Source organism: Flavobacterium ginsengisoli, from assembly GCF_029625315.1.
GTDB classification, from domain to species: Bacteria; Bacteroidota; Bacteroidia; order Flavobacteriales; family Flavobacteriaceae; genus Flavobacterium; species Flavobacterium ginsengisoli.
In genome coordinates this window covers 2460014-2475197 of the sequence record NZ_CP121110.1, presented here as the reverse complement: position 1 = coordinate 2475197, position 15184 = coordinate 2460014, and the positions used below count along the sequence as shown (strand labels likewise).

Genomic DNA, 15184 nt, shown 5'->3' with positions numbered 1-15184 from the left:
AAAGATTGGATTCTCGTTGCGGAGTTACTTGTGGAGATTTCTCCTCAAAATGACAAACGGTACGTTTTACTTACTAAAAAAAACTTCGCGTCTTAGTGCCTTTGTGGCAAAGAACTATCAAAAATCAAATCCAATCCTCCAGAAATTAAATGTGCAATTTCAGGACGTTTTTCTTTCAATTGATCTAAATAAACTAGTACTTCCTGTAAAAGCTGTTTCTCATTTGAATCTTTCAAAAGTTCTGCAATTTCAACAGATAACAACCAGTCGTTTGAATGATTATTTTTAAGCTTTTCAAAAACAGATTTTAATTCGTTTTTAAAACTTTTATTTGTTCTGATTTCTCTAACTGTTGCGTATAAATTCTCCAATTCATCACGCTCATTAGTATGTTTTGCTTTTATGGTTTTCGTTGACGGAACAATATTAATTAAGTCGAAACTATTTACATCGGCAGGACCTGAAAATGCCGAAATCACTTTTTTGCCAATTGCCATATCATAGTTACCCCACTCAGGCTGAAACAAAACAGTCTCACCGTGAGTAACGGTGCAATTTCTAAAACTGATTAAAATGATTTCTCCATGAAGATTTCTAGAACCTGTAATAATTTCACCTTCCACAATAATATTGCCTTCAAATTCCAGTTTCACAGTTTCATTTTCTACGATATTATAAGCCTGTAAATCCTTCGGACTCATATCTTCAATTGCGAGATTAAATCCTTTCAATTTCCCAATCGGACTTCCAAACCCGTGTGGATGCGTTAAAGTTCCATGTCCAACTAATTCTTTTTCGCGATAAGAAAGAGCCGTTTTTCCTGTAGTCTGAATGTAAACGGGTTTTCCTTCCTCTTCAATTACATTTGTGAAAACTCCAGAGATTTGTAAACCTGTACTTAATTCAATTGTTCCTAAAGCATTCGATTGTATCAGTTTTTGAATTCCAGAAAGACCTCCAGTTCGTAGAGCCATTTTATTAGCAAATTCTTCCAAAATCAAACTCAAATGAGAGAAAGTTGGCGTTACATAAAGTTGTGGTTGTAATTGCGTAATATCAAAGTTCTGATTGGCAGCAGAAATATCATAAGGTATTTTCTTCACATTGTCGGTCATACAATGTGCGCTTTCACCAATTGAAGAAAGCAATCCAGCACCGTATATTTTTGGGTTTTCAACCGTTCCAATCAAACCATATTCAACAGTCCACCAGTGTAAGTTTCTAATTTGAGCCATTTCAGATAATTCGCCCATATCGTTTTGCAAATCGGCTACCGCTTTTTCAGCTTCGTCGATTTTTTCTTGAGGCGTATCTTCGGCTTCTTTTAAAATAGAAAGCAGACGAATCGCTTCATACATTTGATAATCTTTGTGAGACGAAATTGCTTTACAGCCAATTTCGCCAAAACGTCTCAAATATTCAGCATATTCGGGATTTGCAATAATAGGAGCGTGGCCGGCACCTTCGTGAATAATATCTGGAGCAGGAGTATATTCAATATGTTCCAATTGTCTAATGTCTGACGCAATAACCAAAACATTGTACGCCTGAAATTCCATAAAAGCATTTGGCGGAATAAATCCATCAACAGCAACTGCTGCCCAGCCAATTTCGCTTAGAATTCGGTTCATGCCGTACATGCTCGGAATAGAATCAATTTCGATTCCTGTTTTACGTAAGCCTTCCAAATAAGAATGATGCGCTACTTTAGAAAGATAATCTACATTTTTACGCATAACATATCGCCAAACTGCCTGATTAATAGGAGTATAATCACTATAATCTTGAGGTTTGATGAATTGCTGTAAATGTTTAGGCAATCGCTCTAATAACGGATTAGTTTCAATATTTGGATTCATTTCGAAAACGATGTAGATTAAAATGTAAAATTACGAATTTGCGACTCGTTTTTTTATCATCTATCATAAAATTTTTATTCGAAATTGAATTTTATTGCATTTTTGTAGATTTTTAAAGAGCTGAAATAAATCGAATTTTAGCAATCGTTATTGTCGAAACTTACTCTTTCCATTGTTTGTTCATAGTTTTCAATCTCTTTTTTGGTCATTGGAGTTTCTTTCACATCTACTTTCAATTGTTTTTTAGCATCAGGGCTAATCCATAAACCAGTGAAAGTATTTCCGCTTTTCTGTAAAATTAAAACACCACTGAAATTGTGTTCAACCATAACAAATTCATTTTCTTTCTTTTTGTTTTGAGTTGGGTAAATTTGAATCCAATTTTTTGATTTATTGTAGCGATACATTGCCGCATAGCTTAAATCGGCATTACATTGATTTTCTGATGTCTGAATGTAAAGCGTAATCTGGGTTTTTCCGTCGACAGTTCCTTTGTATAAATTAGAAGCAGTTGTTTGTGCTATAATTTGATTAAAAAGAGATAAGCAGATTGCAATAAAGAAAATTACTTTTTTCATAAATAAAAGAATATAGATTTGGGTTTAATTCATTTTATCAAATATAAAGTTCTACTTCTTATTTGAAAGAAATTTTTTAGGAATTTTTTATTGCATTTCTCATTTCATTTTCTGCATTTCTGAAATATTCAATTTTATGGCTAAACATAAAAGCCATATTAGTAGCACGCATTTTAGCTTCTTCGGTTATTGGTCCAGCAAATTGCGAATCGATTGTTGAGTTAAAAATGGCAATCCAGCGGTCAAAGTGTGTTTTGTCTACAGGTAATTGTTTATGCGGAGGAAATGGCGTTCCAGAATAAGCACGAACATCAAATAAAATTGTCTGCCAAAAGTTGTACATTTTCTGTAAATGTGGTTCCCAACGATCTTGCAGTTTATCATTAAAGATTGGACCAATTAAATCGTCTTTTCGAACATTAGCATAAAAGCTGTTAACCATTTGCTGAATGTCTTCTATTGTCGAAATATCCTTTAAAGCTGTCATTTTATTGTATTTTAAGTAAACTGCAAAAATACAATATATCTTTCTTTTACTTCCCTGATAATTGTCATATGCTCTTTATTTACTGGCAAAACGACATTTTGTAAGGAATTGTATAGATTTTATATTTTATGATGAGTTATTTTGATTTTAATAAGTAAGTTTTTTATGATTTTTTACGTTTTAAATTATTGTTTTTCAGTAATTTAAAAACGTGATAGATTGGTTTTTGTTGTATCATTTTTTTTTATTTGATGTGTATTTGTAAAGTATTGAAAATGATAATATTGCAAAAATACTCATAATATTGTGCTGTTTTAGTAAAATAAAACTGAATAAATAAGAAAAAAACTAATTATCAAACCAAAACCACAAAAGAATGCACAAAACTACTCAAACACCTACAGATCGGGTAAGTAAAGCGCTGAGACTATTATGTTGCGGATCGCTTTTATTCATGAACAGCTTAAATGCTCAGACGGTAACTCCTTGGATGACTACAGGAGATCAAACTAAATTATTACAGCAACAGGCAACTGTAAGTTTCGGAACCAATTCAGGCACAAACCCTTCAACTGTAACAGTAAATGCAGGAACGACCTATCAAACCATGGACGGATTCGGCTACACACTTACCGAAGGAAGTCTGCGAAGTCATTTCTGGAATGGCTGCCACTCAGCAAAACCAATTGTTGAATGATTTATACAATCCGACAACAGGATTAAATGCAAGCGTAGTTCGTATTAGTATTGTTGCTTCAGATTTAAGCGACTCGTCTTACAGTTATAACGAAACTTCGGGCGACACCAACATGAACAATTTCAGTTTGAATGGACCTGATTTAACTTATTTGGTTCCAATCCTTAAAAAGATTCTGTTGATTAATCCTAACATCAAAATTTTAGCAACACCATGGTCTGCACCACGATGGATGAAAACTAATGGTTCATGGGTTGGAGGTTCTCTGCAAACGCAATATTATGCGGCTTATGCAAAATACTTCGTGAAATATTTTGATGCTATGAAAGCACAAGGTATTAATATTTGGGGAATTACACCACAAAACGAACCAGAAAATCCGAACAACGAACCAAGTATGCTAATGAATTCTACAGAGCAGAAGAATTTTATTAATCAGCAGCTTGGCCCTCAAATGGCAGCTGCGGGTTACGGAAACATTAAAATTATTGCTTTTGATCACAATTGCGATAATACAGCATATCCGATTGATGTTTTAAATAACAGCTCTTATGTTGACGGCGCAGCATTTCACTTGTATTTAGGAAACATCTCAGCAATGTCAACGGTAAAAACTCAAACCAATAAAAACGTTTATTTTACAGAACAATACACAGGTTCGGGTGGAAGCTTTAGCGGAGATTTTGGCTGGCACATGCAAAACGTTGTTATTGGAAGTACAAATAACTGGTCTAAAACAGTTTTAGAATGGAATGCGGCAAACAATTCAAGTTTAGGCCCTCGCACTCCTGGAGGATGCAGTACTTGTTTAGGTGCTATCACGGTTAATAATAGTACAAGTTATACTAAGAATGTAGCGTATTATATTATTGGTCAGATTTCTAAATATGTAAAACCAGGTGCGGTAAGAATAGGTTCTTCAAGCACAAGCGGAAGTATTTCTTCTGTAGCATTTAAAAACCCTGACGGCTCAACTGCACTTGTAATTTATAATTCAGGCGGATCATCAAATACGATAAAAGTAGTTTCGGGATCATCAGCATTTAATTATGCAGTTCCAGCATCTTCTGCGGTTACTTTTACTTGGGGAACATCAAATCCGGTTGCGGTTACGGGAGTTAGCATAAGTCCGACTTCTGCAACACTTACTGCGGGTCAGTCACAGCAATTAACAGCGACAGTTTCTCCTAGCAATGCTACAAATAATGCAGTAAATTGGAGTTCAAGCAACACTTCTGTAGCAACAGTAAATTCAAGCGGTTTGGTTTCTGCAATTGTTGCTGGAAACGCAACGATTACGGTTACAACAGTTGACGGAGCTAAAACAGCAACAAGCGCAATTGCTGTAACGGCAGGTTCAACGGGTTTTCCAGGATATTATAATATTATTTCAAGAAATAGTAATAAAGGTTTAGATGTTGCAGATAATGCTACAACAAGCGGAAGCAGAATTCAGCAGTATGACATTACGAATGGAGGAGGAAGCAACCAAAGATGGAAATTTGTTTCTGATGGAAGCGGCAATTATTATATTATCGTAAAATCTACAGGAATGTACTTGGCTGTTGAAAATAACGGAACAGGAGACGGGTTAAAAGTGCGGCAGAAAAGCTTTTCAGCTTCAAATGAATTTAAATGGACAGTAACAAGTCTCGGAACCGGATATTACAAAATTATAAACGTAAACAGTGGCAAATCTCTAGATGTTGAAAATGTTTCTACAGCAAATGGAGCTAACATTCAAGTTTGGGCATATACAGGTGGTTTAAATCAGCAATGGCAATTTGTTCAAGTTGAAACTTCTGCAACGGCAAAAAGTGCTTTAGTAGCAGAAACTGTTACGGTTGAGGATACAAGCTCAAACGATATGATGATTTTTGTGGATGAAGTAGATAAATCTTTAAAAATAGATACCAATCATGAGGGAAGTGGCGAAGTACAAATCTTTAATATAACAGGAGAACCGGTTTTAAAGAAAAATGTAAGTTTTGTAAAAGGAAATCAAGTTGCAGTAGAAATTTCTCGATTACCAAAAGGTGTTTACGTTGTAAAAGTTAGTGATAGCAAAGGCTCGTATTCGAAAAAAATCTTGAAGCAATAATTGCATTCATAATTTAATTAGTAATTTGTATTGAATCTGAAAAGGCTGTCAAATCTCTGACAGCCTTTGTTTTTATTTTATCCAATTAGTTGAGTAAACAAATCTTGATTGTCATTCAGGTATTGAAACTCAAAGCCATTTTCGGTCATTTTCAATTTAATTGGCATAATGTCATTTTTGTTTTTTAATTCTAAACCAACTACAACAGAACCAACTTCACGGCTATTTTTCTTAGCAAACTGAAAATAAGTAATGTCATCATCTGGGCCTAAAATATTATTGACAAATTCTTTTAAAGCTCCAGGACGCTGTGGAAACTGAATCATAAAATAATGCATTAAACCTTCGTAAAGCAAAGAGCGTTCTTTTATTTCGGCAGTCCTTTCGATGTCATTGTTACTTCCGCTCACAATACAAACTACGTTTTTGCCTTTAATTTTATCTTTATAAAAATCCAAAGCCGCTATCGTCAAAGCGCCTGCTGGTTCTACAACCATCGCTTCTTCATTATACAATCTTAAAATTGTGGTGCATACTTTTCCTTCTGGAACTAGAATAATATCTTCCAAGTTATAACGGCAGATTTCAAAAGTTTTGTCGCCAACTTGTTTTACGGCAGCACCATCTACAAATTTGTCAATTGATTTTAGAGGTGTGTTTTTGTTTTCTTCGATGGAAGTTTTCATCGAAGGAGCACCTTTTGGTTCAACACCAATGATTTTTGTATGCGGACTTAAGTGTTTAAAAACTTCAGACAATCCCGATGCCAATCCGCCGCCACCGATTGGAACAAAAACGTAATCGATAGGTTCTTTAAAGCTTTCCAGAATTTCTAATCCCACAGTTCCTTGTCCAGCGATTACTTTTTCATCATCAAAAGGATGAATAAATGTTTTATGATTTTTGATCGCGTCTGCGGTTGCAGAAGCATAAGCGTCATCAAAAGTATCTCCAGTAAGAACAATTTCAACAAACGATTTTCCAAATAATTGTACTTGTTTTACTTTTTGTTTCGGAGTAGTTTTCGGCATGTAAATTTTGCCTTTTATATGAAGCAAATTACACGAATAAGCAACACCTTGCGCATGATTTCCAGCACTGGCGCATACAATTCCGTTTGCTTTTTCTTTTTCGTTTAACGAAGAAATCTTATTATACGCGCCCCGAATTTTGTATGAACGAACAATTTGTAAATCTTCTCTTTTTAATAAAATAGTCGATTCAAATTCGTCTGAAAGATTTAAATTCTGTGTAAGAGGCGTCGCAGCAACTACATTTTCAAGTTGCTTTTTTGCGTTAAGTACTTCATTAAATAAACTCATGATGTTTTTTGTTTTGCCACGAATTACACGAATTGACACAAATTTTATTGTTTTAGAAAAAAATAATTCGTTTTAATTTGTGTAAATCGTGGCGATTTAAAATCTTTTTTAAAATAAAAAACCTCCCAATTGGGAGGTTTCTATAAATTATATTTTACAAACTTATATAGCACCTCGCCATTATTGCTGAATTGCAATAATGCTAATAATAGCGATAATAATGTTGTTAAAGTTTGTCATTTTCTTTACTGATTGAAAGGCAAATGTAAATAATTATTTTTTTACTGGCGGATATTGAGCTAAAATTTTGCCTACAAACTCAGCAATTTTTTCGTCCTTTTTATCAATGTTTCTTGTCAAAGTTCCAATTCCTTCACCTTGCCATACCATTTCTTTTCTTTTAGCATCGATTAAATCAATGTATAAAGTGCCTTCAGTAGAAGTAGAAACAGTAGTCTGTCCTCCGTACATCATGTAAGGATTCCAACCCCAGCCCCAGCCATAACCCCAGCCAGCGGTAAATTGGTTTACATCTACTTGCTCTCTTGATTTAGTAAAAATGTTTATTAACAAATCAGGATTGTCGCTTTTGGTAAAACCTTTAGCTTGCATTTGATCGTCAATAGCATGTAAAATTCTTCTTTTGTCTAAATCTGATATTTCAACCTTGTCAATTCCTGGCTTAAAGTAGGCATACGTTTTATAAGGCGTAAAATCGACAGTTTTGTCATAATCAGAATAAACAGTCACGGTACTGCAAGAAGTAAGTATTAGCAGTAGCAAAAACGGAATTAACTTAAGTGTTTTCATATATCTAAGAATTAATGTTCTCAATTTTAATTAAAGCAAACTTTCATCGACTAGATTAGGTAAAGTTACTTTCAATAATGGCTCGACTTCCATTGCTCTTTTTATAGCAAAAACAGCTCCTTCATTTCGAGCCCAGCTTCTTCTTGAAATTCCGTTGTTAACATCCCAGAAAAGCATTGAAGCTAAACGCTTTGAAGCCTCTGTAGAACCATCAAGAACCATACCAAATCCGCCATTTATAACCTCTCCCCAGCCAACTCCGCCGCCGTTATGAATAGAAACCCAAGTTGCTCCTCTAAAGCTGTCTCCAATCACATTATGAATGGCCATATCGGCAGTAAAACGGGATCCATCGTAGATATTTGACGTTTCTCTATATGGCGAATCAGTTCCAGAAACGTCGTGGTGATCACGTCCTAAAACGACCGCGCCAATTTCGCCTTTTGCAATTGCTTGATTGAATGCTTCTGCAATTTTGATTCTTCCTTCAGCATCGGCATATAAAATTCGAGCTTGAGAACCTACAACCAATTTGTTTTCTTGCGCGCCTTTAATCCATTTGATATTATCTTGCATTTGCTTCGCTGAATTTCATTTGGAGCTGTTTCTGCCATTTTTTCTAAAACTTCGCAGGCAATCGCATCTGTTTTTAATAAATCTTCTGGTTTTCCAGAAGTACAAACCCAACGGAAAGGCCCAAATCCGTAATCAAAACACATTGGTCCCATGATATCCTGAACATAACTAGGATATTTAAAATCGATATTATTTTCGGCCATAACATCGGCTCCAGCGCGTGAAGCTTCTAATAAAAAGGCATTTCCGTAATCGAAAAAGTAAGTTCCTTTTGCAGTGTGTTTGTTGATTGCATCTGCATGACGACGTAACGTTTCCTGAACTTTTTCTTTAAATAATTCTGGATTATTTGCCATCAAATCATTTGCTTCTTCAAATGAAATTCCAACTGGATAATAACCTCCAGCCCATGGATTATGAAGTGAAGTCTGATCTGAACCTAAATCAATTTTGATATTTTCCTGATCGAAACGTTCCCAGACATCAACTACATTTCCTAAATAAGCAATAGAAACGGTTTCTTTATTGGCTTTCGCCAAAGCTACTCTGGCAACCAATTCGTCTGTAGAAGTTACTACTTCATTAATCCAACCTTGTTCATGACGAATTTTAGTAATTTTCGGATTTACCTCAGCACAAACGGTAATACAACCGGCAATATTTCCTGCTTTTGGCTGAGCTCCCGACATTCCGCCAAGTCCAGAAGTTACAAATAAACTTCCTTCTGGATTTTGTTTTATTTTTCTGAAACCATTTAAAACCGTAATCGTAGTTCCGTGTACAATTCCCTGCGGGCCAATATACATATAACTTCCCGCTGTCATTTGTCCGTATTGTGAAACACCTAAAGCATTCATTTTTTCCCAATCATCAGGTTTAGAATAATTCGGGATTACCATTCCGTTGGTAACCACAACTCTTGGAGCTTCTTTATGCGAAGGGAATAATCCCATTGGGTGACCAGAATACATTGTTAAAGTCTGCTCATCTGTCATTTCAGACAAATATTGCATCGTCAATAAATATTGTGCCCAGTTTTGGAAAACAGCACCGTTTCCGCCATATGTAATTAATTCATGAGGATGTTGCGCCACAGCATAATCCAGATTGTTCTGAATCATGTGCATAATTGCTTTTGCTTGTAATGATTTTCCAGGATATTCTTCAATCGGTCTTGCGTACATTCTGTAATCTGGACGAAGGCGATACATATAAATACGCCCGTATTTTTCTAATTCTTCTGAAAATTCAGGAATTAATTCGGCGTGATGTTTTGGATCAAAATAACGCAAGGCATTTTTAAGCGCCAGTTTTTTCTCTTCTGCCGAAAGAATTTCTTTTCTTTTCGGAGCATGATTAATTGCTGGATCGTACTCTTTTTTTGAAGGTAAGACAGACGGAATTCCTTGTTGTATTTGTTCTTTGAAAGTCATTTTTTTTAGAGATGCTAAGGTACTGAGGATCTAAGATGCTAAGATATTGTGCTTAGATTAACAGCAGATTAATTTTTTGTTTTTTTAATTATGTCGCTCCTCTGGAGCTTAAATGTGACAAACTATTAATGATTTCTATAAATATTTCGCTCCTCTGGAGTATTATGAAATTTAAATAAATCAAGAAAAGCCTTGGTAAGGCGAAATATTTATAGAAAATAATAATTACCCAATACAAAAGCTCCAGCGGAGCGAAATATTCGTTCAGGCAAAATATCTAATTATCCACTTTACCACATTTTCTAATTAAAAAACTAGGGATAACGGATATCCGACCTATGATACGATTTGTGTATCGTAATCCTAAATTTTCTTGAACGAATATCCATATTTAAATTTTAGATTGTTGATTTCAGATTTCAGATTGGAATTTGTAATTTTAAAATTGGAATTTAAAAATACACTTCCTCATTAACACAAAACGGCATTTTTTTACCCTCAATAACGGCAATTACATTTTGCGTCGCGCAAACTGCCATTCCGTTTCTGGCTTCGTATGTCGCAGAACCAATGTGTGGTAAAGCACAACAATTTGCAAGCGATAATAACGGATTATCAGATTTCATTGGTTCTGGATTTGTCACATCCAATCCGGCGCCCCAAATTATATTGTTCGTTAAAGCATCATATAAATCATTTTCATTTTGAAATTTTCCTCTTGCTGTGTTGATAAAAATTGCACTCGATTTCATTTTCGCAAAAGCATTTTTATTGAAAAGTTCATTGTTTTCTTCACTGTAATTAGAGTGAACACTTAAAACATCACTTTTAGCAAGTAAGGTTTCAAAATCTACATATTTTGCATCCAATTCTTTTTCGGCGACTTCATTATGAGAACGATTGTGATAAATGATCTTCATTCCGAATGCGGCTTTGCATTTTTTTGCCATTTCAATACCAATTCTTCCCAAACCGAAAACCCCTAAAGTTTTGCCGTAAAGTTCTTGACCTAAATTGGCTAACGGATCAAAACTTCCCCAATCATTACCCAGAATTCTTTTATGATTAAAAAATGATTTTCTGGCAACACTCTGCATCAGTAAAAAAGCGACATCAGATGTAGCTCGGCTTAAAACATCTGGCGTATTTCCAACAGGAATTTTTCTGCTGTTAGCTGATGGAATATTGACAGAATCAAATCCGACAGAAAATAAAGCGATTCCTTTTAAATTCGGACATCGCTGAAAAAAATCTTCATCTAATTTATTTGTTCCAACATTCAAAAGTGCGTCATGTTCTTGGCAGATTTTTATAAACTCTTCTCTTGACAATAGATTCTCTGTTGGATTTATTGTAAAGCTAATGCCTTTATCTTGAAGCAATTTAATGCCAGCTTCGGGTATATTTTTATTTATAAAAACCTTCATCTTGTGGTATTCTAATTTTTATTTATTCTTCCTGTTTTTTTATCATATCCGTACGGACAGTGGCGACAACCGCTTTTGCGAAGCAATAACCACGTTTTAAATGATGTTTTTCAGTAAAGCATTTGTAACCTTCGGGCGTATAATAAAAATCTTCGCCTTCGATTAATTTATTTTCATTACTTTGCTCTTTCATAAATCTGCTTCATGTTCTTTTTCGAATAATTAAAATCAAAAATATAAATATTTGATTATGATTTTATTGAAATCGAACAATTATATAGCTACAAATTTATAAATTTTACAGCCAATGTTTCTGATTGTTGCTAAATATTTAATTCCGAAAGGTTATCGAGGAATGGCTGTATTTCCGTTTGTAATTGCAAAATATGATTATGATAAGACGAATAAAGTTTTTGTTAATCATGAAAAAATACATTTAAGACAACAATTAGAGCTTTTAGTGATTCCGTTTTTTATCTGGTATTTTTTAGAATATCTAATTCGTCTCATTCAATATAAAAACGGGGTTTTGGCATATCGAAATATTAGTTTTGAAAGAGAAGCTTACGAAAAAGAAACCGACATGAATTATTTAAAAAAACGATCTTTTTTTCAGTTTTCACATTACATAAAAATCAATAAGTATTAAAGGTATTAAGACAAAGATTATCACTTTTGACTTTCGACTTTTGACTTTCAACTTTAAATAATGAATCGAGTTTTCAATCAAAATATAAATATTCAGTTTCCGAATGATATTTCGTTGACAATTAAACGAGAAGATTTAATTCATCCGTTTGTTTCAGGAAATAAATTCCGAAAATTAAAATACAATTTGCTTCAGGCGAAAGCCGAAAATAAGGGCACTTTACTCACTTTTGGAGGAGCTTTTTCGAACCATATTGCGGCTGTGGCTTATGCGGGAAAAGAACAAGGATTTAAAACTATCGGAATCATTCGCGGAGATGAACTTTGGGATAAAATTGAAGAAAATCCAACCTTGAAATTTGCTCAAGAAAATGGAATGCAGTTTGAATTTGTTTCAAGAGAAGATTATCGTTTAAAAAACGAAGAATCTTTTATACAAAAGCTGAAAGACAAGTTTGGTGATTTTTATCTCGTTCCAGAAGGCGGTACAAATGAACTTGCAGTAAAAGGTTGTGAAGAGATTTTAACAGATGAAGATTCGGTTTTTAATTACGTTTGCTGTGCTATTGGAACAGGCGGTACGATTTCGGGATTAATTAATAGTTCAGCTGCAAAATCAGAAAATTTTGGGCTTTCCAGCGTTAAAAGGTGACTTTTTAACCGATGAAATTCGTATTTTTGCAAATAAAGATAACTGGAATTTAATTTCTGACTATCATTTTGGAGGTTATGGCAAGATAAATTTAGAATTAATTGAATTTATTAATGCTTTTTTTGAAAAAACAAAAGTGCCCTTAGATCCAATTTATACAGGAAAGATGGTTTTTGGCGTTATAGATTTAATAAACAAAAATTATTTTCCTGCGCATTCAAAAATTTTACTCATTCACACAGGCGGATTGCAGGGAATTGACGGAATGAATATAAAGTTGAAGCAGAAGAAATTACCAATACTCAAAACCAATGATTAAAAAAATTGTATTACTTCTCGTAATATTAGCTTTAGCAAGTCTGCTCTTCTAGTAAGCCTGTCATCGCGACGACTAAAAAAGCGCGACAGTTCAATCTCGAACGGCGGCAACAAAAAGAAGTACTCCTGTTAAACCAATCGGTAAAAATTACCCTTCTACAAATAATACAACTGAGGTTATTCAATCTACATCTAAAACAGTTGTTACCAGTGATTTAATTAATAACTATGTGTTGCAGTACAAAGATATTGCAATGGGAAACATGAAAACGTATGGAATTCCTGCAAGTATTATTCTGGCACAAGGAATTTTAGAATCTGGTGCAGGTAGAGGAGATTTAGCTGTAGATGCTAATAATCATTTTGGCATAAAATGTCATAATGATTGGTTGGGAGAAAGTGTTCGCCATGACGATGACTCGGCTCAGGAATGTTTTAGAAAATATCCTCAGGCATCTGAATCGTATAGAGATCACGCTTTATTTTTGGTTGGAAAAAAGCGATATGCAACTTTATTCACTTACGAAAAAGACGATTATAAAGCTTGGGCAAAAGGGTTGAGAGCAGCAGGTTACGCAACAGATCCGAAATATCCAGATAAATTGATTAGTTATATTGAAAGATATAATTTGCATCAATATGATTGTCAGGTTACAGGAAGAAACTATGTGCCAATAAATACTTCGGCTCCACCAAAAAAATCTTCTTATGATGTCGCTTCTGATCCAAAGATCAATATGAATCAATACGATCCGAATTTATATGAAGTTCAAAAAGGAGATACGCTATATTCTATTTCGAAGAAATTCAATTTGTTAGTTGAAGATTTAAAAAAGAAGAATAATCTAACCGATAATGCGATTTCGATCGGGCAGAGGTTGAAGGTTAAGTAAGTTTTCAGTCGCGTTTTGATTTAATTTTAAAATCCAAAATAAGTTTTCAGTTTACAATCTAAAATCTGAATTCTAAAATCTAAAATAAAAAATGTTATATAAAAGAAGTAGTCAGCTTTTTGCTGAAGCAGAAAAAGTAATTCGGGAGGAGTAAATTCACCAGTAAGAGCGTTTAAAGCAGTTGGCGGAACTCCGATTTTTGTAAAAAGTGCTAAAGGCGCATATTTATATGATGAAGACGGAAACAAATTAATAGATTACATCAACTCTTGGGGGCCAATGGTTTTAGGTCATGCTTATCAGCCAGTTGTTGATGCTGTTATTGAAAAAGCAAAACTAGGAACTTCATTCGGAATGCCAACAGAATTGGAAACAGAAATTGCAGCTTTGGCAGTTTCTATGGTTCCAAATATTGATAAAATACGTTTTGTAAATTCGGGTACAGAAGCTTGTATGAGCGCAATTCGTCTAGCTCGCGGATTTACAAAAAGAGATAAAATCATCAAATTTGCAGGTTGCTACCACGGACATTCAGATTCATTTTTGATTCAAGCGGGAAGTGGAGCCGTAACTTTTGGATCTCCAAATAGTCCAGGTGTTACAGAAGGAACAGCAAAAGATACTTTATTGGCCAAATACAATGATTTAGAAAATGTAAAAACATTGGTTGAAGCAAATAAAGGAGAAATTGCAGCAATTATTATTGAAGCAGTTGCTGGAAATATGGGATGTATTCCGCCAGCAAAAGGTTTCTTGCAAGGTTTAAGAGACTTATGTACAGCAAACGGAATCTTATTGATTTTTGATGAGGTAATGACTGGTTTCCGTTTGGCTCGTGGAGGAGTTCAGGAATTATATGGAATTGATGCTGATATTGTAACTTTCGGAAAAGTTATCGGTGGAGGATTGCCAGTTGGAGCTTTTGCCGCACGTGAAGAAATTATGAATTATTTAGCGCCTCTTGGACCAGTTTACCAAGCAGGAACATTGTCTGGAAATCCTTTAGCTATGGCAGCGGGATTAGCAATGTTAAAAGCTCTTGATTCAGATAGAGAAATTTTTACACGATTAGAAGAAAAAACAGCTTATTTAGAAGCTGGAATCGACAGAGTTTTAAAAGCTAACAATGTTGTATTTACGATTAATAGAGTAGGTTCTATGATTTCGGTTCATTTTGATGCAAATCCAGTTACAGATTTCCAAACTGCAGCAAAAGGAGATAACGAAACATTCAAAAAATTCTTCCACGGATTATTGCAAGAAGGTGTTTACATTGCGCCATCTGCATACGAAACGTGGTTTATTACAGATGCATTGACTTACGAAGATTTAGATTTTACAATCAATGCGATTGATAAAGTATCAAAATCATTTTAATAAAAA

The 15184-nt window shown here is 34.4% G+C and carries 9 protein-coding genes and 5 pseudogenes; 6 read left to right on the top strand and 8 right to left on the bottom strand.

The annotated features are described in order from the left end of the window. Nucleotides 1-92: 92 nt before the first annotated feature. The 3 genes from P5P87_RS11480 to P5P87_RS11470 form a co-directional block, all read right to left on the bottom strand. Nucleotides 93-1859 (bottom strand): aromatic amino acid hydroxylase, encoded by a 1767-nt coding sequence (locus P5P87_RS11480; protein ID WP_278022629.1) that lies wholly within the window; start codon nucleotides 1857-1859, stop codon nucleotides 93-95. Between the two features lie 137 nt (nucleotides 1860-1996). After that, the gene (locus P5P87_RS11475; protein WP_278022628.1) at nucleotides 1997-2437 is read right to left on the bottom strand and encodes a hypothetical protein; all 441 of its coding nucleotides are present in this window, start codon (nucleotides 2435-2437) and stop codon (nucleotides 1997-1999) included. Between the two features lie 76 nt (nucleotides 2438-2513). Next, the gene (locus P5P87_RS11470; RefSeq protein ID WP_177210674.1) at nucleotides 2514-2924 is read right to left on the bottom strand and encodes a group III truncated hemoglobin; all 411 of its coding nucleotides are present in this window, start codon (nucleotides 2922-2924) and stop codon (nucleotides 2514-2516) included. A 376-nt stretch (nucleotides 2925-3300) separates the two neighbouring features. On the opposite strand from P5P87_RS11470, the gene P5P87_RS11465 reads away from it, so the two are divergent. Both P5P87_RS11465 and P5P87_RS11460 read left to right on the top strand, forming a co-directional pair. Continuing rightward, nucleotides 3301-3621 (top strand): hypothetical protein, encoded by a 321-nt coding sequence (locus P5P87_RS11465; RefSeq protein WP_278022627.1) that lies wholly within the window; start codon nucleotides 3301-3303, stop codon nucleotides 3619-3621. After that, complete coding sequence (locus P5P87_RS11460; RefSeq protein WP_278022626.1) at nucleotides 3587-5722, top strand: RICIN domain-containing protein; 2136 nt, start codon at nucleotides 3587-3589, stop codon at nucleotides 5720-5722. Before P5P87_RS11465 ends, P5P87_RS11460 begins: the two co-directional genes overlap by 35 nt. A gap of 77 nt (nucleotides 5723-5799) precedes the next feature. Here the strand turns inward: P5P87_RS11460 and ilvA are convergent, their stop codons facing one another. From ilvA to P5P87_RS11435, 5 genes and pseudogenes are all read right to left on the bottom strand, one after another. Next, nucleotides 5800-7044 (bottom strand): threonine ammonia-lyase IlvA, encoded by a 1245-nt coding sequence (gene ilvA, locus P5P87_RS11455; RefSeq protein WP_198857556.1) that lies wholly within the window; start codon nucleotides 7042-7044, stop codon nucleotides 5800-5802. A 273-nt stretch (nucleotides 7045-7317) separates the two neighbouring features. Then, on the bottom strand, nucleotides 7318-7854 hold the full coding sequence (locus P5P87_RS11450; RefSeq protein ID WP_198857555.1) for a DUF4136 domain-containing protein: 537 nt from the start codon (nucleotides 7852-7854) through the stop codon (nucleotides 7318-7320). A gap of 30 nt (nucleotides 7855-7884) precedes the next feature. Next, nucleotides 7885-9863: pseudogene (locus P5P87_RS11445) on the bottom strand (urocanate hydratase). Nucleotides 9864-10315: 452 nt separating this feature from the next. Beyond that, nucleotides 10316-11290, bottom strand: a complete 975-nt coding sequence (locus tag P5P87_RS11440) for a 2-hydroxyacid dehydrogenase (RefSeq protein WP_278022625.1) — start codon at nucleotides 11288-11290, stop codon at nucleotides 10316-10318. 11 nt (nucleotides 11291-11301) lie between these two features. Further along, a pseudogene (locus P5P87_RS11435) lies at nucleotides 11302-11483 on the bottom strand (C1orf53 family protein). A 114-nt stretch (nucleotides 11484-11597) separates the two neighbouring features. Between P5P87_RS11435 and P5P87_RS11430 the strand changes: the two are divergent. The 4 genes and pseudogenes from P5P87_RS11430 to hemL all read left to right on the top strand — a co-directional run bounded on the left by P5P87_RS11430 (nucleotide 11598) and on the right by hemL (nucleotide 15178). Continuing rightward, the gene (locus tag P5P87_RS11430; protein ID WP_278022624.1) at nucleotides 11598-11939 is read left to right on the top strand and encodes a hypothetical protein; all 342 of its coding nucleotides are present in this window, start codon (nucleotides 11598-11600) and stop codon (nucleotides 11937-11939) included. Between the two features lie 60 nt (nucleotides 11940-11999). Next, nucleotides 12000-12909: pseudogene (locus tag P5P87_RS11425) on the top strand (1-aminocyclopropane-1-carboxylate deaminase/D-cysteine desulfhydrase). Continuing rightward, nucleotides 12902-13801 (top strand): annotated as a pseudogene (locus P5P87_RS11420) (glucosaminidase domain-containing protein). The pseudogenes P5P87_RS11425 and P5P87_RS11420 overlap by 8 nt, the downstream one beginning before the upstream one ends. Nucleotides 13802-13892: 91 nt before the next feature. Continuing rightward, a pseudogene (gene hemL, locus P5P87_RS11415) lies at nucleotides 13893-15178 on the top strand (glutamate-1-semialdehyde 2,1-aminomutase). The last annotated feature ends 6 nt before the right edge of the window (nucleotides 15179-15184 follow it).

Excerpts from the sequence above, each read along its gene's own strand:
- P5P87_RS11480 (WP_278022629.1), bottom strand. The coding sequence starts at position 1,859 with ATGAATCCAAATATTGAAACTAATCCGTTATTAGAGCGATTGCCTAAA.
- P5P87_RS11475 (WP_278022628.1), bottom strand. The coding sequence starts at position 2,437 with ATGAAAAAAGTAATTTTCTTTATTGCAATCTGCTTATCTCTTTTTAAT.
- P5P87_RS11470 (WP_177210674.1), bottom strand. The coding sequence starts at position 2,924 with ATGACAGCTTTAAAGGATATTTCGACAATAGAAGACATTCAGCAAATG.
- P5P87_RS11465 (WP_278022627.1), top strand. The coding sequence starts at position 3,301 with ATGCACAAAACTACTCAAACACCTACAGATCGGGTAAGTAAAGCGCTG.
- P5P87_RS11460 (WP_278022626.1), top strand. The coding sequence starts at position 3,587 with ATGGCTGCCACTCAGCAAAACCAATTGTTGAATGATTTATACAATCCG.
- ilvA (WP_198857556.1), bottom strand. The coding sequence starts at position 7,044 with ATGAGTTTATTTAATGAAGTACTTAACGCAAAAAAGCAACTTGAAAAT.
- P5P87_RS11450 (WP_198857555.1), bottom strand. The coding sequence starts at position 7,854 with ATGAAAACACTTAAGTTAATTCCGTTTTTGCTACTGCTAATACTTACT.
- P5P87_RS11440 (WP_278022625.1), bottom strand. The coding sequence starts at position 11,290 with ATGAAGGTTTTTATAAATAAAAATATACCCGAAGCTGGCATTAAATTG.
- P5P87_RS11430 (WP_278022624.1), top strand. The coding sequence starts at position 11,598 with ATGTTTCTGATTGTTGCTAAATATTTAATTCCGAAAGGTTATCGAGGA.